This is a genomic window from Flavobacterium ajazii (genome assembly GCF_010614725.1).
In the GTDB taxonomy this organism is placed as follows: Bacteria; Bacteroidota; Bacteroidia; order Flavobacteriales; family Flavobacteriaceae; genus Flavobacterium; species Flavobacterium ajazii.
Window position 1 is genome coordinate 73251 of record NZ_JAAEHL010000014.1, and the last position, 21341, is coordinate 94591.

18 protein-coding genes are annotated in these 21341 nt (G+C 33.6%); 4 read left to right on the forward strand and 14 right to left on the reverse strand.

Going from position 1 to position 21341, the window contains the following annotated elements:
• Window positions 1-6: 6 nt before the first annotated feature.
• From GWR14_RS20970 to GWR14_RS21000, 7 genes are all read right to left on the reverse strand, one after another.
• Complete coding sequence (locus GWR14_RS20970) at window positions 7-2166, reverse strand: DUF4838 domain-containing protein (RefSeq protein WP_246236359.1); 2160 nt, start codon at window positions 2164-2166, stop codon at window positions 7-9.
• A gap of 186 nt (window positions 2167-2352) precedes the next feature.
• The gene (locus tag GWR14_RS20975) at window positions 2353-3642 is read right to left on the reverse strand and encodes a YaiO family outer membrane beta-barrel protein (RefSeq protein ID WP_163411105.1); all 1290 of its coding nucleotides are present in this window, start codon (window positions 3640-3642) and stop codon (window positions 2353-2355) included.
• Window positions 3643-3668: 26 nt separating this feature from the next.
• Window positions 3669-5747 carry an LTA synthase family protein gene (locus tag GWR14_RS20980; RefSeq protein WP_246236360.1) on the reverse strand — a complete coding sequence of 693 codons (2079 nt, stop codon included), beginning with the start codon at window positions 5745-5747 and terminating at the stop codon, window positions 3669-3671.
• Window positions 5748-6014: 267 nt separating this feature from the next.
• Entirely contained in the window at window positions 6015-7448 is a 1434-nt protein-coding gene (locus GWR14_RS20985; RefSeq protein WP_163411107.1) for a glycosyltransferase family 2 protein, read from the reverse strand.
• Window positions 7445-8506 carry a HEAT repeat domain-containing protein gene (locus GWR14_RS20990; protein WP_163411108.1) on the reverse strand — a complete coding sequence of 354 codons (1062 nt, stop codon included), beginning with the start codon at window positions 8504-8506 and terminating at the stop codon, window positions 7445-7447. Before GWR14_RS20990 ends, GWR14_RS20985 begins: the two co-directional genes overlap by 4 nt.
• A gap of 203 nt (window positions 8507-8709) precedes the next feature.
• Window positions 8710-9474 carry a TIGR02757 family protein gene (locus GWR14_RS20995; RefSeq protein WP_163411109.1) on the reverse strand — a complete coding sequence of 255 codons (765 nt, stop codon included), beginning with the start codon at window positions 9472-9474 and terminating at the stop codon, window positions 8710-8712.
• A gap of 109 nt (window positions 9475-9583) precedes the next feature.
• Window positions 9584-10249 carry an ABC transporter ATP-binding protein gene (locus GWR14_RS21000; RefSeq protein WP_163411110.1) on the reverse strand — a complete coding sequence of 222 codons (666 nt, stop codon included), beginning with the start codon at window positions 10247-10249 and terminating at the stop codon, window positions 9584-9586.
• Window positions 10250-10374: 125 nt separating this feature from the next.
• Here GWR14_RS21000 and GWR14_RS21005 point away from each other — a divergent pair, with 125 nt between their 5' ends.
• Both GWR14_RS21005 and GWR14_RS21010 read left to right on the forward strand, forming a co-directional pair.
• On the forward strand, window positions 10375-11100 hold the full coding sequence (locus GWR14_RS21005) for a phosphodiester glycosidase family protein (RefSeq protein ID WP_246236361.1): 726 nt from the start codon (window positions 10375-10377) through the stop codon (window positions 11098-11100).
• A 10-nt stretch (window positions 11101-11110) separates the two neighbouring features.
• Window positions 11111-11407, forward strand: coding sequence for a hypothetical protein (locus tag GWR14_RS21010; protein ID WP_163411111.1), 297 nt, complete (start codon window positions 11111-11113; stop codon window positions 11405-11407).
• 65 nt (window positions 11408-11472) lie between these two features.
• On the opposite strand, the gene GWR14_RS21015 is transcribed toward GWR14_RS21010, so the two are convergent.
• From GWR14_RS21015 to GWR14_RS21045, 7 genes are all read right to left on the reverse strand, one after another.
• Window positions 11473-14262, reverse strand: coding sequence for a T9SS type A sorting domain-containing protein (locus GWR14_RS21015; RefSeq protein ID WP_246236362.1), 2790 nt, complete (start codon window positions 14260-14262; stop codon window positions 11473-11475).
• Between the two features lie 344 nt (window positions 14263-14606).
• The gene (locus GWR14_RS21020; protein WP_163411112.1) at window positions 14607-14909 is read right to left on the reverse strand and encodes a DUF6787 family protein; all 303 of its coding nucleotides are present in this window, start codon (window positions 14907-14909) and stop codon (window positions 14607-14609) included.
• Window positions 14910-14942: 33 nt separating this feature from the next.
• Window positions 14943-15380, reverse strand: coding sequence for a DUF6146 family protein (locus GWR14_RS21025; RefSeq protein ID WP_163411113.1), 438 nt, complete (start codon window positions 15378-15380; stop codon window positions 14943-14945).
• A gap of 143 nt (window positions 15381-15523) precedes the next feature.
• Window positions 15524-16087: a DUF937 domain-containing protein gene (locus GWR14_RS21030; protein WP_163411114.1), complete on the reverse strand. Its 564-nt coding sequence runs from the start codon at window positions 16085-16087 to the stop codon at window positions 15524-15526.
• A gap of 106 nt (window positions 16088-16193) precedes the next feature.
• A complete protein-coding gene (locus tag GWR14_RS21035; RefSeq protein ID WP_163411115.1) occupies window positions 16194-17144 on the reverse strand; it encodes a D-2-hydroxyacid dehydrogenase in 951 nt (316 codons plus the stop codon).
• A 92-nt stretch (window positions 17145-17236) separates the two neighbouring features.
• Window positions 17237-18307, reverse strand: a complete 1071-nt coding sequence (gene serC / locus GWR14_RS21040) for a 3-phosphoserine/phosphohydroxythreonine transaminase (RefSeq protein WP_163411116.1) — start codon at window positions 18305-18307, stop codon at window positions 17237-17239.
• 95 nt (window positions 18308-18402) lie between these two features.
• Complete coding sequence (locus GWR14_RS21045) at window positions 18403-19473, reverse strand: acyl-CoA reductase (RefSeq protein WP_163411117.1); 1071 nt, start codon at window positions 19471-19473, stop codon at window positions 18403-18405.
• A 137-nt stretch (window positions 19474-19610) separates the two neighbouring features.
• On the opposite strand from GWR14_RS21045, the gene GWR14_RS21050 reads away from it, so the two are divergent.
• A complete protein-coding gene (locus GWR14_RS21050; protein ID WP_163411118.1) occupies window positions 19611-19961 on the forward strand; it encodes a 4Fe-4S dicluster domain-containing protein in 351 nt (116 codons plus the stop codon).
• Between the two features lie 168 nt (window positions 19962-20129).
• Window positions 20130-21293, forward strand: a complete 1164-nt coding sequence (locus GWR14_RS21055; protein WP_163411119.1) for a peptidase associated/transthyretin-like domain-containing protein — start codon at window positions 20130-20132, stop codon at window positions 21291-21293.
• Window positions 21294-21341: the final 48 nt, after the last annotated feature.

Below are 21341 nucleotides of genomic sequence, written 5' to 3' on the forward strand. Positions count from 1 at the left end.
GGTATATTACTTGAGTATAATCTCATCTATCATCAGCATTGGCTTTTTATTTTTTCTTTCGCGCCACTCAGGTAGTTTTTGTTCCGGTGCTACAATGATTTTTATTTTGTCAAAATTACGGAAACTAATGTTGTTAAAACTGTATTTTTTTATAGTAAAAGCATAATTTTCAGTTAAATATGGCTCTTTTTCCTCTTTTAAAGTTCTCCATTTTTGATTTTTGAATCCTTTTATGATAATTTTTGAGGGTAGAAAAATCCAGTGCCGCTGATCTTCCAGACATTGAAATTCTAACGAGGTAAAATCAGTATTATTGCCGGAAATGATTATTTCAGCATTTTGGCCGTACCAGCCTGTCCAGTTCAGATTATAATCTTTGTAGCCTTTTATTCCATCATGCAGTCCATTTTCCTTCTTTAGGTTAAATTCAGGTTCGGGTTGTGTTTTAAATTCATATTTCAGACGTTCCCCTACATGATCGACTACATTATTTTGAGCAATGTAGTTCCATTGAGTACCATATTCTTCTGGACTTAAACCATCTTCACTAAGTTCGTAAATTCCAAATTCAGTACAATTTTGTACAAAATTCTGAACCCTTTTCTCCAGATGATCTTTAACAGAAAATGAATCTCCGATTTTTTGATACATGCCGTGAGGTTCTTTTCCGTAAAATTTAGCCTGTTCAAAATAGACGTATTCTAATGCTAATCTCAGTTTTAAAATTCTCTTTGCGATTACAGGTTCGCCTTTGGAAACCATTTCAGCCTTGCTTATCAGCTGATCGTATTGATCCATTGCTTCAGGGGAGAGAAATGTATTCCTGCTTTCTATTGGATTTGTGTAAATATTCAGAAAGCGGTCGCTTTTTTTCTGATTTTGAATAAGTAAATTAATGTATTCTTTAACAAACGGGGCTGCATTGCCATAAAATCCATTTAGGAAATCATTCGTTACGGCTTCAACATCAGTATCGGTATCCCAAATTATTTTTGCTAAAAGATATTGCCGCAATTCATATAAATCACCGGGAATATCAGCATAACCCTGCACAAACAAGCCTTTAACCTTATTTTGTTCGTATAATTTATAGTTTTTCGAAAAAGTATGAAAGTTTGGAAAAGGAGAAAGGTAATTGGTAAATTCAACCGTGTAATCCCATAAATATAAATGTTCTGTTGTGGTACTCCATTTACTGAGAGTATTTAAAAAGCTGCTATTATCAGGTATATCTTGGATAGCTTTACCACGATCCATTTCTATTGGGCAAAAAATCGTATAAATATTAGGCTTAATTTTTATGTTTTTGGGTGCCTTATAGGTGTGAAGATAGGCTAATGTTGTGATTTTAGTTTTTGGAAATTGTGCTGCAATTTTATTCAGGAAATAATACAACGATCCTTGAGGGCCTCCATGTTTTTCATTTAAAGCTTTACATTTATCACATTCACAATAAACAACATCGTCATTTTGACTTATTGAAAAGAAACGTGCATTAGAATTTTGACTTATAATCTCAGCCATTTTTTTTGAAACAATTTTTACGACAGTATCATTGCTCATGCATAATGATTCGGCGTTTCTCTTGCCTTCATAGAGAGCAAAAAAGTCCGGGTTTGTTTTAAAATATTCTTTGGCACTTAATAATTTATAAAATGAATGTCCCCAAATGCCAAAATCATCGATATGCCAATCCAGTTTGTGCCATTCTCTAAAATTTTCATCGTAACAATCAGGATAAAATAAGGCGCGGTATTCAAAAGAAGGTGTGTAGGTTTTATTGAAGTTTTTTGGGAAAGTTACTTCTTTCAGCTTCGGAATAAAGCTGTCTTTTGCAGTGTATTTTCTAAAACTCCATGTTTCCAGTAAAGTATAAATGGCGTATCGTAACGGTTTTTCACTGGAACCAATCAAATAGATGTTTTTTTCATCGCTTTTGATTATAAACGAATCCTTTTTACTGACACTTTCTGTATTAACTTCAAGAATTATTTTTGAACTTTCAGTGTTTTCTGATTTGTTATTTTGAATTAAAAATGGATTTTCAAAAGCCTGATCTAAATAGGTTTTTAAAAGAACGGATGCTTTTTGAGTATTTTCATCAGAAGAAACAATACTAATTTCCTGTCCTTTCGTATTTGCTAAATGTAAGGAGTTTTGAGCCATAATTTTGCAGTTTAGAAAAAACAAGAAAACAACAATGCAGAAAATAGTACGTTGTTTAATTTGCATTTTTTAGAATTGATATTGAAATTTCAAATGATCTCTGGCTTCTTTTATTCTTAGTTACAAAATTGACTTCAAAACGGCTTAAAATATAAACTGATTCTCTTTTAAATTCTTAAAATACTTTTACCTAAAGCGGATTTCCCAGGACAGGGCAAGGGTTGTAATCCAGAAATAATTCCCCTGGTCAAAAGGAATTTCCTGATGAATGATTCCGAGTTGTGCGCCCCAGGCATTTTGTTTATTATGGGTAGAAAAATAATAAGCCACATTCAGTTTTTGCGATTGCAGATTTACAATTCGGTCATCATTTTCAAAAAAGTAATTCTGATTCAGTTCCGGCGAAATTCCGGCTCCAATATTGATGCCGAAATAATTATCAGCATCGCTTCTGTATTTTCGATATGTTAGCGTGCCTGAAGAGCTTAATCCATTATCTCCCGGAGTAAAATAGGGGCGGAAAGACCAGTAATTATTTCCGTTGTACCAGGTTACAGAACCCGTATAAATCATGGTTGTGGTATCGTATTGTAAGCCTCTGAGCCCTGCCGAAATTTCAAAACTTCTTGGCAGCGATTTAAAAATTTCGACCCCGTATCTGTAATCAGGAAATATAGAAGAACCTGATACACCAAAATTCAGATACGCATAAGTTCCTTTAGCAATTTTTGGGTATAAATCGACTTCATACTGAGTTCCGTACTCATCAAGTCTTCTATCAATGTTTACCCTCCCAATAATGCTTCCGTATTTGGTTTGACGTGCATATTTTACAGCATTGTAAAACATAGGATCAAAGACATCGGAGTAAATATTGACTTCAGAAGTGACACCAATCGTATTGTTGAGCACTTTTTTTCTCAACTCCGATTCAGATTCTTTGGATATAGAATCATTCGGGATATCACTGGATATTGTTTGTACAGCACCGGCAGTAGCAGTTGGAATCATGGTGCTTTCCTGTGCGCGTTTCTGTAATTCCAGTATTTCAGTATCATTTGGGAATTTTTTCAATGCTTTCCTGGATAATTTCAAAGCAAGAAAAGGAAAGTCTCCCCATATTTCATTTTTAATGGCTGCTACCCATGTGGTTTGCCTGTGCTGGTCTTTTGCTAAAACTTTTTGAAATTCGGTTCTGGCTTTTTTATAATCTCCATCCCAGGCATAGGTCGAAGCTAAAAATTCACGAACATCATGATAATTAGGATATTTCGTCAGGATGTGCAGTAAAGTATCTTGTGCCTGCTTTCTGCTATTATTAAAAGCCAGATCACGTGCTTTTGCAAACGAAACATCAGGGTCGCCACTATACATTTTTTCTTGTCCAGCCATCTGAAACGAAGCGGAAAATAAAGCTATAATGAGAAAAATATAGATTTGAAAATTTCTATGTCCATTTTTTATTTGAGTACCCATTACTTATTTTGTATTTGAATTGTTTATTATTTTTTTTGAGATCTTTCGATCTTTATTTTGATTTCAGGGTTTTTTACACCGTTTGAAAGTGCTAATTTACCCGTTTCGACAGCTTTTTTATTCTGATCAGACCACCAATATACATCCATCAATGCTAAATAAGCATCATCGTATAAAGGCATTCTTTTGATAACAATCATTAATTCATGTTCTGCTTTTTTATATTCGCCGTCCCAACCCAGTATTCTGCCTTTTAAAGTTCGTGCATCTGAATAATTGGGTAATTCATTTAATATAAAATCGCAAAGCAAAATCGCTGTTTTGTGTTTTTTATTGAAAGCTAACTCCCTTGCTTTGAAAAACATTTCTTCACGATTTAATCCTTTAGTTAATTTATCTAGAGTGTTTTGCTCTTCTTTTGTAAAATGAACTCCTTGCTCTTTGTGTAAATCCAATGATTTTGGAATAATTTTGTCTTTTTGTGTCAAATAAGCATTCAGCTGTTTAAAAGCATTGAATTCGCGGGTAATATTATCCAAAATTTCATCGTCATTGATTCTTTCCACATCAAAATTGTCTTTTATTTTGTATAATTCGCCACTTGAATACAAATATTCTTTATACACATAATCATCAATTGTTCCTTTGTTGCGTGTCAAAGGGATACCCTGAGTGTTCCTGAATTCTTTTGCGGTGTCAAGTCCTTTACCCATCCATGCGGTTTGATCAAGCCTGTTGAATTTGTAATTGTTGAACAAAAAGGAAATCAAACTTGGTGTCACATCCCAGTGAGAGGAAACAGATTTAAACGATTCGGCTTTCTTTAACATCGGACTAAAAATATACAAAGGTACATGAAAGCGGCATAATTTGTCTTTTTGGTCAATAGGAATTAAGCGGTGATCACCCGTAATTATGAAGATGGTATTTTTATAATCGGGTCTTTTCGCATATGCTTCCATGTAATTTTTGATTGAATTATCAGTGTAATTCAAACAGGCAAAAATATCTTTATAAGAGCCGAGGTTACCTTTTTGATCTTTTAGATTTTGATGGGAATCAATAATACCATCAATTTTTTTCAAATATTCATTTTTTTCAGGAAAATCAAAAGGTTCATGATTGGTAAGGGTTTGTATAATATCCAATCGCGGAAGTTTCATTTTGTTGGTTTCGAGAAGCGCTTTTTTGAAAATTTCAGCATCAGGATATCCCCAGGAAAAGCCTTCTGCATTGTTTTTTGTTTTGGTGTATTCGGGACCGTAATTATTTTTATCGATTAAATTTTCAATACCATTCTGATCCAGAAAGTTGATTTTTCTATCAAAATTAGCATCATCACCAGAATAAAAAGAGGTGGTGTAATGATTAGCTTTCAGCACATTTATGAGGGAAAGATGCGCCGGATACGGATTTAATTCCAAAAAACCTTTTTGGCCGTAAGTCAGCGAACCCAATAATGACGAAAGTACAGCATAAGTTCTTCCCCCGTTACTTAAAAAATTTTCCCAATATAATGATTTTGGGATCATCGAATCTAAGTAAGGTGTAAATCCTGCATATTCGTTTTTGCCAATAAATTCGGCTCCCAAGCCTTCAACAACAATAACGACAATATTTGGTTTTTCATTCGTAATATTAAAATAAGGCGATAAAACGTCCGGAGTCTCTTTAAAAGGTTTGAGCATCGGATATTCCGATTTGAATTTGATGTTCTGAACGTTTTGGGCTATGTCTTTATCTCTTTCAAACCGAATAATGTCTTTGGTTAAAAACGCCAGTTTATTTTCGTACTTTGAGTCAGACAGGTCTGAAACAAGTAATTTCATACCGCCGGCAATAATAAAAAGTGTACACGTTGTTACTAAAACTATTTTACTTTTGTCCAGTTTTCTTAAACCAAAATTGATTCCCAAATATAACAGAGGAATTATAAAGAATGGCAAAAAGAACATAAAAGAAAGCGATTCAGATGCTGTTACGGTTAAGTACATGTCGGAGAAAGAATAACCCAGTAAATCGGCACCCAGATTGACAAGCGTTGTAGAACTATATTTTACCAATGCAAATTGTATAAGTGTAATCAGGGTAAAAATTACGGTCATAAATCGTATAGCAAACGTTTTATTTATATACCCAATGACTATAAATAAAGGCAAAAGGACCAAGCTCACCACTATGGCTGATAAAAAATCATTAAGTAATTTATAGCAGATCTCCAGACCAATATTTGAAATTACAATACCATTTGCTATTTTTAAATATGTTTCGTAAAAACTTGATAACCAAAAGATAAGTATTAAAGATATTGTGAGATATAAATATTTTAAGTAGTGTGCGTGCATTTGATTTATTTTATATTGTATAAAGTTTTATTTTTCTTTAATTGTTACAGGACTATCAAAACCCTGCCGTTGCATGTTTCCCCAACTTTGTTCTTTTAGACTAAAAAAATTATAATATCCTTTTAACGAAGCATAAACACAAATAGGGTGGTAGCAAAAAGGCTCAATAATAGCCATCAGTACTAAAATAATAATTTCTTTTGCATTGGCATAATTTTTATAAATAACATCATCCAGCAGAATGGATATAAAGGTTACGATGATGTAAAAGAAATAAACAGTTAGCGTAAGATAAAGGAAATTAACATAATCTTCATGCGAAATAATGAAGCAGAGAATTAACACCACAACACCAATTACTTCCAGAATAGGAATCAAAAATTCAAAAAAGAGGAAATAAGGAAATATTAGAAATGCTGTTCTTTGATATTTTGGATTAAAGAACATATTTTTATGCAAATATAAAGTCTCGACTAATCCTCGTGACCATCGCACACGCTGACGTATAAAGACTTCTCTTGTAGCGGGAACCTCCGTCCAGCAGAGTGATTCAGGAATGTATTGAATAGAGAAAGGCAATTTGTTATCATACATATATTTTCTCATTCGGGTTACAAGTTCCATGTCTTCTCCTAGAGATTTATGAAAATAACCTCCGGCTGCGATAGCAATTTCTTTATCAAACATTCCTAAAGCTCCTGAAACCAATAGTAATCCGTTAACTTTGCTCCAGGCCATTCTGCCAAAGAGAAAGGCTCTGACATACTCCAGTTCCTGAAACCTGGGGAGCCAGCCTTTTGGAAAATGAATTTTAACTAAAAAACCATTTTTTACTTCGCAGGAATTGGATATCCTGATGCCTGCTCCGGTTGCTATGACTCTTTTTTTCGACTCTATGAATGGTTTTGCTAATTTTATAATGGTATCACTTTTTAAAATACAATCGACATCTGTGCAGATAAATAATGGATATTTGGTCGAATTTATTCCGACATTGACAGCATCAGCTTTGCTCTTCGCATTTTCTTTATCTACGACTAAAAGTTTGTAATAAAGTGGATTAGTAGATTTATAATGACCTCTTACGGTATGGGTTTTAATCTGTTCCTGATAATAGAAATTAACTTTTACCAGTTCAAATTCTTTAATTAATTTTTTTAAAGTACCATCTGAACTTCCATCATTGACTAATACGATTTCAAATTTCGGATAATTTAATGATAGTAGAGATTTAACATTATTTACTACGGTAGCTCCTTCGTTGAATGCCGGTGCTACAATGGAAACCCCCGGAATATAATTGGATTTTATGATAACATTGTTAGGAATAAAGTGTTTGGTGTTAAGACTTTTCTTGATAGCATAGTAAGACAAACCAGCCAGTATAGAATAGAAGATGATGTAAGTGATTGAAAAAGCACCTATGAAATTAGTATAGAAGGATAATATATCGTCTATCATTTCTTATTAGCTTTAACATGTTTAACCATTTTTTGTACATCTTCATTATCTAAAAAATGACTATCAAAATAGTTTCGATTTATTTTGTACAGACAATAAACAGCATCCAGTTTGATGCTTTCATCGGTTTTGTTTTCTAATAACTCTGCAATAAATTTTTCTGAAGCTGTCATGCCAATTTTGGAAAGTGTATTAAAAATTTCCAGTTTATTTTCGGTATCTTCATAACTGAAGTGTTTTATCAATTCAGTTTCAGCTTCAACAATGTATAAGGAATCAATAGCCAAAATCACTTCATGGCGGACTGCTTTATCATTGTGACTCAGTAATTTTACTATATTTTTGTTTTCATTTGTATAGTTGTAAAAAATCATCAGTTTAATGCCTAATTTAACTATAGTTGCATTGTAAGAAACAATCCAGTCTTTTAAATTTGCCGGTATTTTTGTTTTCTTGTGATGTAAAATATCCATGATATTAACCTCTTCTGCAATTGTAATCTCATGCGAAAAGTCAATCAATGATTCCAGTTTATTGGGTCTTAATGAAATTAATGCCAAAAAAGCTCTGGATTTTATATCTCTGTTTTTGTGATTTAATAAAGGGGTTATGTAGTGCTTACCTTTTTTATAGTCTAATGATTCAAGTTGAAATAATCCAAGACATTTTAAATAAAAGCGACGGCTCTTTAAAAGTTTTTGGGTATATCGAAATAAATCAAATTGTTCATAGATATAATGAAATTTATTGGTAACCTCACCTTTTAAGTTCAGTTTCAAAAAAATAATTTCGTTAAGTAATAATTTTTTGCACCAATTTTTTTCAAAAGGAATTGTAGTTTTAAATTGTTCTATTTCCTTTTGATGAAACACTTCATCAAAAGGAGCAAAAATCAGATTAGTGAGGAAGATATCAATTTCGTTTTTTGTTGCATCAAATCTGGGGCTAAAAGAATCATAGCAGTATCTGTTGATAATTAAAACTATGATTAATAAAATGCACCCGATGATTAGTATGGGCAATATAATTCGTATAAAGTAATGAATAAACACTTCCATCTAATAAAAAGTCGTTTGAGGTTATTGTAAAACTTAACGAATAATCTATTCTTTTTAATTGAAGATTACATAAAGATAACGAATATTTTAAAAGTATAATATAGCAAAATCTCTCCTTTTTTCGCAATTTGTATTAAATCGAAGGAAGAAAATCTTAGTAGCAATAACGTTTGAAAAGTTTAAAATGATTCTTGCGTGATTTTTTAAAATCCTTCAAAAACCCCTAAACCGAACAAGGCAAAGTCATATTTTACCGGATCATTTGGATCTAATTCCCGTAGTTTTAAATCTAATTCGACAAGTGCTTTTCCGTCATTTTGCTTACGCGAAAGAAGTCCTAATTTGCGGGCCACGTTTCCTGAGTGTACATCCAAAGGGCAGGACAGGGCAGATGGTGAAATAGTTTTCCAGATTCCTAAATCAACACCTTTTGTATCCTGACGACAAAACCATCTCAGCATCATATTGATGCGTTTTGCAGCAGAGCCATTCATAGGATCTGAAATATGTTTTTGGGTTCTCGGAAGGTGATCCGTTTCAAAAAATATTTTCTTGAATTCATGGATGCTTTTCTGCAAGCTATCCTGTTCCTGATGTTTTGCAAAAACAGCTTCTAAGCCATTATGATTTTTATAAATATGCTGAAGCCCTTTTATAAAACCGGCAAAATCCTGTCCGTTAAAAGTGCGGTGTACAAAAGTTTCCAATCCTGCCAAATCTTCCTCAGAATGCGACATGACAAAATCGTAAGGTGTATTGCCCATTAATTCCATCATTTTATGCGAATTTTTAATAATCATTTTACGGTTTCCCCAGGCAATTGAAGCGCTTAAAAAACCGGCAATTTCAATATCTTCTTTTTGTGTAAAAAGATGCGGTATCTGCACGGGATCACTTTCAATAAAATCAAGATTGTTGTACTGGATGACTTTTTCGTCAAGGAATTCTTTGAGTTCTTTTTTTGTCATGTTCAAAATGAATATTCTTGTTGTTCTGCCGCCCTAGCCCAGATGGAAGCGGTATCCTTTTATGGCAGGGTTTGCCATAAAAGATATAGCGGACAGCTGGAAACTGCTTCTAATTACTAATCTGACCATCGACCATAATCAATTTTCGGTCGGCCATATTGGCCAGTTCTTCATTATGGGTTACAATTACGAATGTTTGTCCGAACTCATCACGAAGCTGAAAAAACAATTGATGTAAATTTTCGGCAGAATGTGTATCCAGATTTCCTGAAGGTTCATCGGCAAAAATAACATCCGGTTTATTGATTAAGGCTCTGGCAACAGCAACACGCTGCTGTTCTCCGCCTGAAAGCTCGCTCGGTTTATGATTAATACGATGTGATAATCCTAAATAGTCTAGTAGTTTTTTAGCTTCAGCTTCGGTTTCGGAAGGCTTTTTGCCTGCAATATAAGCAGGAATACATACATTTTCGAGTGCTGTAAACTCAGGCAAGAGCTGATGGAACTGAAAAATAAAACCTAGATTCAGGTTTCTGAATTTTGATAAGGCTTTGTCATTCAGTCCTAAAATATTTTGTCCGTTTATGGTAAGAGAAGTTTCAGAATTTGTTTTTTCGGGTTTGTCTAAAGTGCCTAAAATATGTAATAGTGTTGTTTTTCCGGCACCGGACGCACCGACAATTGAAACAATTTCCCCTTTTTGAATATGTAAATCAACGCCTTTTAAAACTTCAAGCTTATCGTAGAATTTATGTATGTTTTTTGCATGTATCATCTGGAAACTGTTTTTACAAAGAAACAAAGATTCTGCCGATATAAAAATGGGCGTAACAGAATTTTAAGAAGAATGTTTAATAAAGGGATCATAGTTTTATTTTACATTTATAGAAAAAGTACAAAGTGAAAAAAAATAAATTTTATATTAGATCATTGTTGTTGTCTATTGCACTTGTAATTGTTTTTATTAGTGCCGGAACTTATTCTGAAAACAAGTTTTTGACTTATACAGTAGATTGTAAAAAACAAGATCTGAAATTGTATTACAAAAATGAGAAAAATCAAAATTTTAACAGTATTGGGAATTTGAAATTTTGGCTTGAAGAAAAGAACCTGAAGCTTGAGTTTGCTATGAATGGAGGGATGTACAAAAAAGATTTTTCTCCTCAGGGGCTTTATATTGAAAATAAAAGAATACTATCTCCTTTGGATACATTGAAAGGAAATGGGAATTTTTATTTGAAGCCAAACGGTGTGTTTTATTTAACGACTCAAAATATTCCTAAAATATGTAAAACAGAATTGTTTCATAATAACCAAAAAATAAAATATGCAACTCAATCCGGGCCTATGTTGCTTGTTGATGGTCAGATTCATCCGGAGTTTAAAGAAAGGTCTCCAAACCTGAATATTCGAAACGGAGTAGGTATTTTACCAAATGGGAAAGTAGTTTTTGTACTTTCAAAGGAAGAGGTTAATTTTTATGATTTTGCCAGCTATTTTAAAAAATTAGGATGTAAAAATGCCTTGTATTTAGATGGTTTTGTATCCAGAGCTTATCTTCCTTCAAAGCATTGGGTTCAGACCGATGGAAATTTTGGTGTGCTATTTGCAGTAACGACAAAATAAAAAAAATGAGATGGAAACAAATGAAGCATCAGTTGTAAAAGACAATAAAATTAAAAAACTGATTTTAGGTTTAATTTTGGACGGAATTGGCATGATGACATTTAGTGTTCCGCTATTAGCTGAGCCTTTGGATGTAATCTGGGCGCCAATTGCGGCTTTTATCATGTCCAGAATGTACAAAGGCAGAGTAGGGCGGGTGGCAGCTATTTTGACTTTTGTAGAAGAGATACTTCCGGTTACCGATTTGATTCCGTCATTTACAATTACCTGGATTTACACGTATTATTTCCAAAAAGAAAAATCGTAAAATAATAAATGGCAACTTGTAAGGTTGCCATTTATGTCAAAAAAACTATAAAAAATAAACTAAACTTAGTGAACAATAATCTTTTTAATGTGTAATACTTCTTTTGTTTTTGAGTCAGTAAACTTTAAAATAAAAACACCTTTTGATTTTAAATTGATGTTTTCCTGAGTTTTTCCGGAAATGTTTCTTTTTACTACTTCCTTGCCCAAAATATCAAATATTTTAAGTTCAGCATTACCGTCATTTTCCATCAAAACAGAAAAAGAACCGTTATTTGGTACAGGCCAAACACTAAAAGAAGTGTTTTCTTTGGCTGGTTTTTCTATTGAAAGGGTAGAACTATATCCGCTAACAATATTTACTTTACGTGTCATGCTAGCTCCTTCATTATCTGTAACTGTAAAATCGAAAGAACATAAACCTGTTGCATTTGGTGTAAATGCTACAATATTCCCATTAAGTGTAGTACTTCCGTTCATAACATTTGAAACTGAATAATTAACACCGCTTGTAAAACCTCTTGAAAGTTTCTGAACATCAATATCGACTTTATTTCCGGTTGGAGAATCATAATGAGGAAGGGACATCCATTGCAAATATTTGTCCAGATTGGTATATCCGTCTAAGTCTGCATCAGCATTGGCATCTGAAAAATCTCCGGTACCCGAATTTATATTTGTTCCATGAATTGTCTCCCACCAGTTAGGCAATCCGTCCTGATCAGTATCCCAGTTTGCGTCTCTGACAATTTCAGGGTATGTTTCGTATCCTCCAACATCAGATTCGTTATCAGGAAATCCCGGTTTGTTGGTAACACTTCCTCTGTAGGTATAAGTCCCGTTTAATGTTTCGGATATAATTCGTTGGTCATGTTCGTCAAACTCAGGTTGGATGCAACCTACATCTGAAAGTACTATTTTGTAAGCTGTCTTAGCAGATTGTGTGGTTACGTATGAAGGAAAAAATGGTGTGTTGACAAAGTTATCATAAGAATAGGTTGCGCCATTTGAAAAGGTAACTTTTCGTCCAATAGTTTGATTTGTTTCGTCAAAATAACCAGGCATTACATTGCCATTAAAATAGCATAGTTGCGTTCCTGTACCTACATTTTCATTTTGTTGGTTGAAAGCCACAAAAATTTTGGAACCAGCACCGGGCTTGTAATAATTATTTACAAAGTTTACCTCTTTAGTTCCTCCATCAGTTGTTCGGGATCCCCAATTGTAAACTACATTATTAGTAATATCCATTTTTCCGGTATAAGCACCACTGCCATCTAAACCTCCTCCTAAGCTCCAGTTACGTCCATAGCAATGTGCTAAAAGGTTATGATGGAAACTTCCAATATCGCCGCCTATGGTAGCTGCATAGCCATGCTCAGTTCCGGCAGGGTAATTTTGGTGTCCGGCAGCGTTTAATGCTTCGGATATTAATGTTCTTTGTAATGTAATGTTTTTTCCTCCACGGGAACTAAAAGCTTCATCAATAGTCCAACTGATAGAACAATGATCTATTATACTGTTATCTGCACCAGTTAGTCCCATACCATCAAAAGTTTGTCCTCCTCCTAATCTAACTCTTATGTTTTGAACTATAGCATCATTCCCTGTAATTCCTAAAGGTGCTTTACGAATGCAAATTCCTTTTCCGGGAGCAGTTTGACCAGCAATTGTTACATAAGGCTGATTTGAGACTAAACGAGACTCAAGTTGAATGACTCCAGATGTATTAAAAACAATAGTTCTTGGTCCGATATCATTTGTAATAGCTTCACGCAAGCTTCCAGGTCCGCTGTCATTAAGGTTGGTCACGGCTACTACTTTCCCGCCTCTTCCTCCACGGGCAAAACGACCATAACCTTCAGCACCCGGGAATGCTAATTGAGCAGGACGAAAACGCCACACATCACCTTTTATAACATCGTTATTTGCTAAAACTTCATCTATACGCCAATAATAAGTAGTTCCTGTATATAATCCATTTACCAGATAAGAGGAGTTTTCTTTGGCTTGATTTCCTTTGAATTGAGGTGATGTTGTTGTTGCTGATTGTACCGAAACTACATCTGTTCCAAAATAAATATTTTGGGAAACGGTACTGGCAGAAGCAGTCCATGACAATGTTTGGTTACCTGAATTAAGTTCAACATGCTCGTTGTTATGTAAAGGAGTAGGATTTGTTGCTTTAAGCGCAATATTAGAGGTATTTAACTCAATACCGTTAATCACTATGTTTTTTTGAGTTTCATTTCCAGATGTTTCGGCTTCAAACGTTATAACAATCACATCACTGGTTGCATTAGACTGAAATTGTAGATATGCAGATGTAGCATCTGAGGTTTTTGTAGCTCTTACGCTTGGAATTAAATTATCAACAACCAGATTGCCATTAACAGTGATGTCAATAGGGCTAAAACTTATTGTTGGACTGTCTACGGCGTTTAAGTAAACTAATAATGAATGATTCCCTGCGGGCAGACCTGTAATTTTTAATTCTATTTTGGCGCCTTTATTTGCAGGATTTAGAGGATTTGAAGAAACATCTTTTACAGTAAGTCCATCGCAGACTAATCTGGCATAATACGGAGACAGTATACCTGCTTTATACCAATTTGTACCCAAAGTTTCTCCATTATCACCAATTCTGGTTACAGTAAATGTAACTCCGTTTTCAGTTTTACTCGCAGTATTGGTAGTTACTACCCATGGTATATAATCAGGATCGCTTACTTCAGCAGATTGCCTTCCTGACTGGTCAAAATCAATTTTTACTACCGGATTTTGAGCAAAAACATTTGTCATTGACATTGTAAGGGACATAATTGCCATTACAAATTTCATTGTATTGTTAAACATTTTGATAGGTTTGGTTAGTTAGTAAAGATGTAATCTTATAATTGTAAAGATTGCCAATCATTAGAAAAAAACTGTCCTGTCCTGTCCTGTTATGGTTGTGTTTACGGTAATATAAGGAGGATATTTTTTTGTATTTCGTATATTTATTGTTAAAAAGTGCTTATGTTTTCAAGTGTTTTGTAAAATGTACTTTTAAGAATATTTTCTCGTTTGATAGTACAACCGTTCTGTGTGATTGAAAGAATAATACTAAAAAAATAAATGATAACAAATTCTATGAAAAGCTGATTCTGTTTTAGACAGGTCTTAATTCGCTAATAGATATGAGAAAGAGGGAGAAAATGTTATTTTTTGAACAAAAACCCCAAGCCTAAACTTTTAAGCATTTTCTTTTCGAAATTCCAAAAAAAGCGAAATTGTCCAAAAAGAGTACCTATTGCAACCAGTAAAACCTGATAGATAGGAAAGATGATTATTAACCGAATAAGGGTAAACCATCCGCCAAAATCTTCTTTGGTAATGTTGAGCCATTCACAAAAAGGTCTGGACAGCCATGCAGATGCCGATCCGGTGATGGCAAAAACAATGAATATAATGATAAATTGAAAATTAGAGGTCACACCCCATCGCTGCTTTAATCGATTCATTTTTGTTTGGAATGATTACAAATATAGTAAACATTATCTGGAAGGGACGTAACCAGTTAGTTTTTGTTTGTAAGTATTTTGAAAATAAATCATGTAATTATAAATCAGATAGTTTACTTCGTAACCATAATTGATAAATGGGTCATAGTCAATTCTCATTTCGTATAAATTAGGATTGTAACGCTGAGGCTGTAGAACCCTGTTGTTCCATTCTGTTATATATAGCTGATTTTTGATTTCGAGATAAGACTGGGAATAATAATTTCTGGGATAAGCTTGTGAAGCCAGCCAATAGTTGAATCCATTATCAATAATGATAACTTCGTATTCTAAAGAGTCATTTGCAATGCGTACCGTATCATTTACTGATGCTTTTATTTGGTGATCAGTTGCTGCGATTGTGTTCTTAGAAGATGTTGAACATGCAATAATTGTAAATAAAACTCCTATTATGTAAACGAAATTTTTCATGGCTTAAATTTGAACATTAAATTTACAAAAAAAGGAGTGATGGCTCGAATGATTTAACACTTTGTCATGGAAATCATAGTCAAAAAGAAAACCTGTTTGCGTAAATTCAAACAGGTTTTAATATTTTAGTTGGTCTGTTTAGATTATTTTTTGCTTTTAAAGAATTTACCAATAAAACCTGCTATACCACCACTACTTTTCGTAACGACCAGAACATCTTCAATGTCCAATTTACCATCAGCATTTTGGTCCAGTCCAAATTGGGTTCCGTATTTTGAAATGGTGTCCATAATACCAGAGGCCTGGCTACTGTTTCCTGTAACTGCGTTTATAATATCTGAGATTTGAAAACTTCCGTCATTTGGATCCTTGGCTTTGTTTACCAGTGAATTTAAAATCTGTGGAATCATACTTCCTGCAACATTTGAAGATGTATCGCTGCTTAATCCAAATTTCTCGCCTAAATTACCAGATAATTGCTGGCTTAGCTGTTGTACGACTGGATTCGAACTGTCAATTGATTTTCCCTGAAACAAAGCAGCTAATTGTTCGCCACCGCCTTCTGAAGCAATTTTTTGCAGTCCTGAAAAGATAGAGTTACTTGTTTCATTGATTACACCTTCATTCTGTTCATTTGGAATAGCGTTATTTTTTACGACAGCATCTCCTCCGAATTGCTGTACTAACTGGGTTAATTGGTCTAGCATGGTTTTTTAGTGTTTTAGATTAGAACTCAAATTTAAACAAAAAAAGAAAGGGGATTTATTAAACACGTTAATAAATCCCCTCTTAAGATTATTTAGTTATAATGAATTAACTCAACAAAGTAATGATTTGTGATGCCAATTCAGTACCAATTCTGTCCTGAGCTTCTCCTGTTGCAGCTCCGATATGAGGAGTCAAAGAGATTTTAGAATGCATTAAAATGGCCATTTCCGGTTTTGGTTCGTTTTCGAAAACATCTAAACCTGCGAAAGCAACTTTTCCTGAATCTAAAGCTTTTACTAAAGCTACTTCATCAATAACACCACCACGAGCACAGTTTACGATTCCAACGCCATTTTTCATGATTTCAAATTCTTTTTCACCAATGATATAACCATCCTGAGCTGGAACGTGTAATGTAATGAAATCTGATTCTTTTAATAATGATTCCAATGATTGAGGAACGATTGTAGTCGTGATTGATTGTCCGTCGAAGAATTCAACTTTTACATCTACAGAAGGAATAAATCCATCAGCTGCGATAACTTTCATACCTAAACCAAGAGCCATTTTTGCAGTAGCCTGACCAATACGGCCAATTCCAACAATACCTAATGTTTTTCCTCTTAATTCAGTTCCGTTTGCGTATGCTTTTTTCAAACCGTCAAAATTTGAATCCCCTTCCAAAGGCATATTTCTGTTTGAATCATGTAAAAAACGAACACCAGAAAGTAAGTGTCCAAATACCAATTCAGCAACAGATTCTGATGAAGAAGCAGGAGTGTTGATTACATGGATTCCTTTGCTTTTAGCATAATCCACATCAATATTATCCATACCAACACCACCACGTCCGATGATTTTGATACCTGGGCAGGCATCGATGATGTCTTTACGTACTTTAGTTGCACTACGAACTAAAATTACATCGACATTGTTTTCGTTAATATAGTTAGCTACTTGTTCCTGAGCTACTTTTGTAGTGATAACTTCAAAACCTCCTTTTTCTAAGGCTAGAATTCCGCTTTTAGAAATTCCGTCATTTGCTAATACTTTCATTGCTGTGTTTATTGTTTATCAGATTGATCGTTTAAATCATCTAAAATATTATATTTTCTTTTTTTTGTAAACTGTGATTTTGTGACTGAAAACTAAACTTTAGTTTCCAATGCTTTCATTACATCAACTAAAACCTGTACGCTTTCGATAGGCATAGCGTTGTAGATAGAAGCTCTGTAACCGCCTACAGAACGGTGTCCAGGTAATCCTGAAATTCCTGCTTCTTTCCATAAAGCGTCAAAAGTTGCTGTATGATCAGGATTTGTCAATAAGAAAGTTACGTTCATGTTTGAACGGTCTTCTACATTTGCTGCACCTTTAAATAATGGATTTCTGTCGATTTCAGCATATAATAAAGCAGCTTTTGCGTCATTTAATTTTTCAACAGCAGCAACTCCGCCCTGAGCTTTAATCCATTGCATAGTTAATAATGATACATAAACAGAAAAAACAGGAGGTGTATTGTACATACTTTCTGCTTTGATGTGTTTCGCGTAATCTAGCATACTAGGAATTGCTCTTCCGTTTTTGCCTAAGATTTCCTCTTTTACCACTACAAGTGTAGCTCCTGCAGGTCCCATATTTTTTTGAGCTCCGGCATAGATTAAATCAAATTTAGAAAAGTCTAAATCACGTGAAAAAATATCTGAACTCATATCGCAAACTACCGGAATTTTAGTTGCCGGGAATTCTTTCATTTGAGTTCCAAAAATAGTGTTGTTGCTGGTACAGTGAAAATAATCTGCATCTGCAGGTATTTCGTAACCTTTTGGAATATGGTTGTAATTTTCTTCTTTTGAAGAAGCTACGACAACTGTTTCTCCAAAAAACTTAGCTTCTTTTATGGCTGCTGTCGCCCATGTTCCTGAATCTAAATAAGCTGCTTTTCCGTTCTCTTTCATTAAGTTGTATGGAGCCATTAAAAATGCTGTACTTGCTCCACCTTGTAAAAATAAGGCCTGATATCCTTTGCCTGTTAAGCCTAATAATTCCAAAGCCAATGAACGGGCTTCATCCATAACAGCAACGAAATCTTTGCTTCGGTGCGAAATTTCAAGAATTGATAATCCTGAATTATTAAAATCTAATACGGCTTTTGATGCTTTTTCAAAAACTTCCTGAGGTAAAATACTTGGTCCTGCGCTGTAGTTGTGTTTTTTCATGGTATAGTTAATAGTCCAAATTTTTAAAAACGCAAATTTCGGGAATACAAGTTGAAAAACCGTTAAATTATTCGCAATAATTATAAATTTTTAACCTATGTTATTAACAAAAACGATATAGTATCAATATTGTCTGCGTAATCCCATAATTGCGGAGTCTGGGTTTTGCCGAAAGAAATGCTGTTTTTGATCAGATTGTTGCTTACAATGCACTGAATTTGGTCACTGTCAGCTTCGAGACGGTTTTGTAAATCTTCTATGTTTTCATAAAACTCATAAAAAACGCTCGAAATAGGAGAGGCATAACTGGAATCTTCTTTTATTGTCAAAAATCCGTTATCGAGTAATTTGAAATTACTCATTAAAAAAACTGCTTTGTTATAGTCATAATTATTAGCATATTTTTCGTAATGAATAACATCCTGATATTTAAACATCGCCTGAAAAAAATCATCAAACTTATAATCTTTCGGGACAAAAAGTTTAGAAACATTACGGCATCCTAAACCGAAATAGCGAAAAATATCTTCACCTAAACCTTCTAGATCTTCTTTGGTTTCCTGACCGTTTAATACCGCAACTGAATTTCTATTTTTGCGTATAATAGAGGGCTTGTCTTTAAAATAATATTCAAAATAACGGGCAGTATTGTTGCTTCCCGTAGCAATTACGGCATCAAAATTTTCTAATTTCCCTTCAGTGAAAACAATTTTATCTTTTAAACTTTTATCAGCAAAAATTAAATATTTGGCTAAAAACGGCAACAAATGCTGGTCGTTTGAAGAAGTTTTTATCAAAGCTTTATTTCCTGTTATTAAAACGGATAAAAAATCATGAAAACCTACAAGAGGAATATTTCCGGCTAAGATTAAAGCTACCGTTTTTTCTTTTTTATTGTTTTGAGAAAACTCTGCAGAATAGTTAGAAAGCCATTTGTCTATATTTTCTTCTGTCAAAGCTTCTGCCCATGATTTTATTGCAAAATGCACTTGTTCAGGAGTGTACCATCCGTTGTGTGATTGCGAAAGTTCGATGAGATTTATAAAGTCTTCATAAAATAAGTCATTACCTAAAACCGATTCATTACGGGTATTTCCTTCTTCTGAAAACTGACTCAAAAACTGACCCAGCGCTATAAAAGATTGTTTTTTTTCGTTTTGTAACATAACTAATTTGTTTATGAAAGGTTTTGATTGTAATTTTGCACAAAAATAAGCTATATTAAGTTATAAGGCAAAGCAGAATAAAATGTTTAATATTATTTGCAGAATCTTATAAGTTTTAACCCGTAACCAAGAATAAAATGGCAATAATTATAACCGACGAATGCATCAATTGTGGGGCTTGCGAACCAGAATGCCCAAATACAGCAATTTATGAAGGAGCTGATGACTGGCGATATAAAGACGGAACAAGCCTTTCAGGAACAGTAGTTTTACCTGACGGAACTGAAGTTGATGCAGATGATGCTCAGACGCCAATTTCTGACGAAATATACTATATCGTTCCCGGAAAATGTACAGAGTGTAAAGGTTTTCATGATGAACCTCAGTGTGCAGCAGTATGTCCTGTAGATTGTTGTGTGCCAGATGATAATCACGTAGAAGATGAAGAAACCTTGTTGAACAGACAGGCGTTTTTGCATGGAGAGTAATATTTTATTTTGACGATATAAAAATCCTGATTTTAAATTCAGGATTTTTTTTTCTCTTGATTTTTAATATGATAAAAGTTATTTCTTTGATTTTTAATGTTTTATTTTTAATGAATATTAATTTATTGACGGAAATTTAATACTTTAGTTGAAAATTTAATAACACTTATGAGAAGACTGATACTTTTATTGGTTATTTTTTTAAATTTAAGTCTTTTTGCGCAAGAAGCAGAGTATTCTGTAATTGTAAAAGATATAGAAACGCTGTTGCCGATAGAAAACGCTACAGTTTTTGTTATGAAAACCAAACAGACTTTGATTACTAATAAAGATGGTAAAGTAACTTTTGTATTAAACGGAGCTTCCAATGTTCAGGTTTCAGAAACAAATTATGAAAAACTGACACTTCGTTGGGCCGCTTTAAAAGAAGATCAATTTGTAATTTATCTCAAAAACAGTCATAATAAATTAGATGAAGTAGTTGTTTCAAATGAAAATCCTCAAAAAATCCTTCAAAAAATCGTTTCCAATTCAAGACAGAAATTAGCTGCTTCTTATCGTCTAAAGGTATATGTTAGAGAATTCTTTTTGTTAGATAATAAATATTCTTATTACAATGACGGACTGGTAAATTTTCAGTTTTCAGTAAACCAGAAAAAAGCAACTACGACATTACTGGTTGAGCAAAATAGATCTTACGGTTTATTGGAAAACGATATCAGTGCTGATTTGATGGGCTATAATTTGAATAATATTATGGAGAATTATTGCAATTTAAACTATTTCGACCCTCTTTTGGATTCAAAAACCAAAAAAGAATACAGTTTTACGACCAAAGGACATCCTAATAATAAAAACTATTATGTAATGTCTGTAGTGCCGTTAGAAAGTGCAAAAACGGCATTAGATACTTATGAAATAGTTTACGATCCCGAAAAAAAATTAATTATAGAATTTAGCGTTATTATTGAGCCAAAAAATTTGGCAGAAATAGTCGAAAATGAACAAATTGGTTCTAAAAATGTTACAAGGTCAATTGTGAAAGTTAGTTACAGGGCCGAAGGCCAGGATTATTATCTATTGACTGCAAATGAAGAAATAGGATATGATTTGGTTTTAAAAGAGGAAATTAAAAATATTCAGGTTCGTAATAATTTTATAACAACCAACTTCAACAGACAGAATTTTACTTATAAAGAAAGTGATGTTTTTAAAGAGAAATCGCTTTTTAATAAAAAGAACAAAGTCCTGACTAAATATTGGGACATTTCCGGATTTACGGCTACCGATGAAGAAAAAGGAATTATCGATTCGTTAGAATTTAAATTATAATTCAACCAAAAAATCCTGAGTTTAGCGCTCAGGATTTTTTGGTTTTAT

Excerpts from the sequence above, each read along its gene's own strand:
- GWR14_RS21015 (WP_246236362.1), bottom strand. The coding sequence starts at position 14,262 with ATGTTTAACAATACAATGAAATTTGTAATGGCAATTATGTCCCTTACA.
- GWR14_RS21035 (WP_163411115.1), bottom strand. The coding sequence starts at position 17,144 with ATGAAAGTATTAGCAAATGACGGAATTTCTAAAAGCGGAATTCTAGCC.
- GWR14_RS20970 (WP_246236359.1), bottom strand. The coding sequence starts at position 2,166 with ATGGCTCAAAACTCCTTACATTTAGCAAATACGAAAGGACAGGAAATT.
- GWR14_RS20985 (WP_163411107.1), bottom strand. The coding sequence starts at position 7,448 with ATGATAGACGATATATTATCCTTCTATACTAATTTCATAGGTGCTTTT.
- GWR14_RS20990 (WP_163411108.1), bottom strand. The coding sequence starts at position 8,506 with ATGGAAGTGTTTATTCATTACTTTATACGAATTATATTGCCCATACTA.
- GWR14_RS21020 (WP_163411112.1), bottom strand. The coding sequence starts at position 14,909 with ATGAATCGATTAAAGCAGCGATGGGGTGTGACCTCTAATTTTCAATTT.
- GWR14_RS20995 (WP_163411109.1), bottom strand. The coding sequence starts at position 9,474 with ATGACAAAAAAAGAACTCAAAGAATTCCTTGACGAAAAAGTCATCCAG.
- GWR14_RS20975 (WP_163411105.1), bottom strand. The coding sequence starts at position 3,642 with ATGGGTACTCAAATAAAAAATGGACATAGAAATTTTCAAATCTATATT.
- GWR14_RS21010 (WP_163411111.1), top strand. The coding sequence starts at position 11,111 with ATGGAAACAAATGAAGCATCAGTTGTAAAAGACAATAAAATTAAAAAA.
- GWR14_RS21055 (WP_163411119.1), top strand. The coding sequence starts at position 20,130 with ATGAGAAGACTGATACTTTTATTGGTTATTTTTTTAAATTTAAGTCTT.
- GWR14_RS21045 (WP_163411117.1), bottom strand. The coding sequence starts at position 19,473 with ATGTTACAAAACGAAAAAAAACAATCTTTTATAGCGCTGGGTCAGTTT.
- GWR14_RS21025 (WP_163411113.1), bottom strand. The coding sequence starts at position 15,380 with ATGAAAAATTTCGTTTACATAATAGGAGTTTTATTTACAATTATTGCA.
- serC (WP_163411116.1), bottom strand. The coding sequence starts at position 18,307 with ATGAAAAAACACAACTACAGCGCAGGACCAAGTATTTTACCTCAGGAA.
- GWR14_RS21030 (WP_163411114.1), bottom strand. The coding sequence starts at position 16,087 with ATGCTAGACCAATTAACCCAGTTAGTACAGCAATTCGGAGGAGATGCT.
- GWR14_RS21000 (WP_163411110.1), bottom strand. The coding sequence starts at position 10,249 with ATGATACATGCAAAAAACATACATAAATTCTACGATAAGCTTGAAGTT.
- GWR14_RS20980 (WP_246236360.1), bottom strand. The coding sequence starts at position 5,747 with ATGACCGTAATTTTTACCCTGATTACACTTATACAATTTGCATTGGTA.
- GWR14_RS21050 (WP_163411118.1), top strand. The coding sequence starts at position 19,611 with ATGGCAATAATTATAACCGACGAATGCATCAATTGTGGGGCTTGCGAA.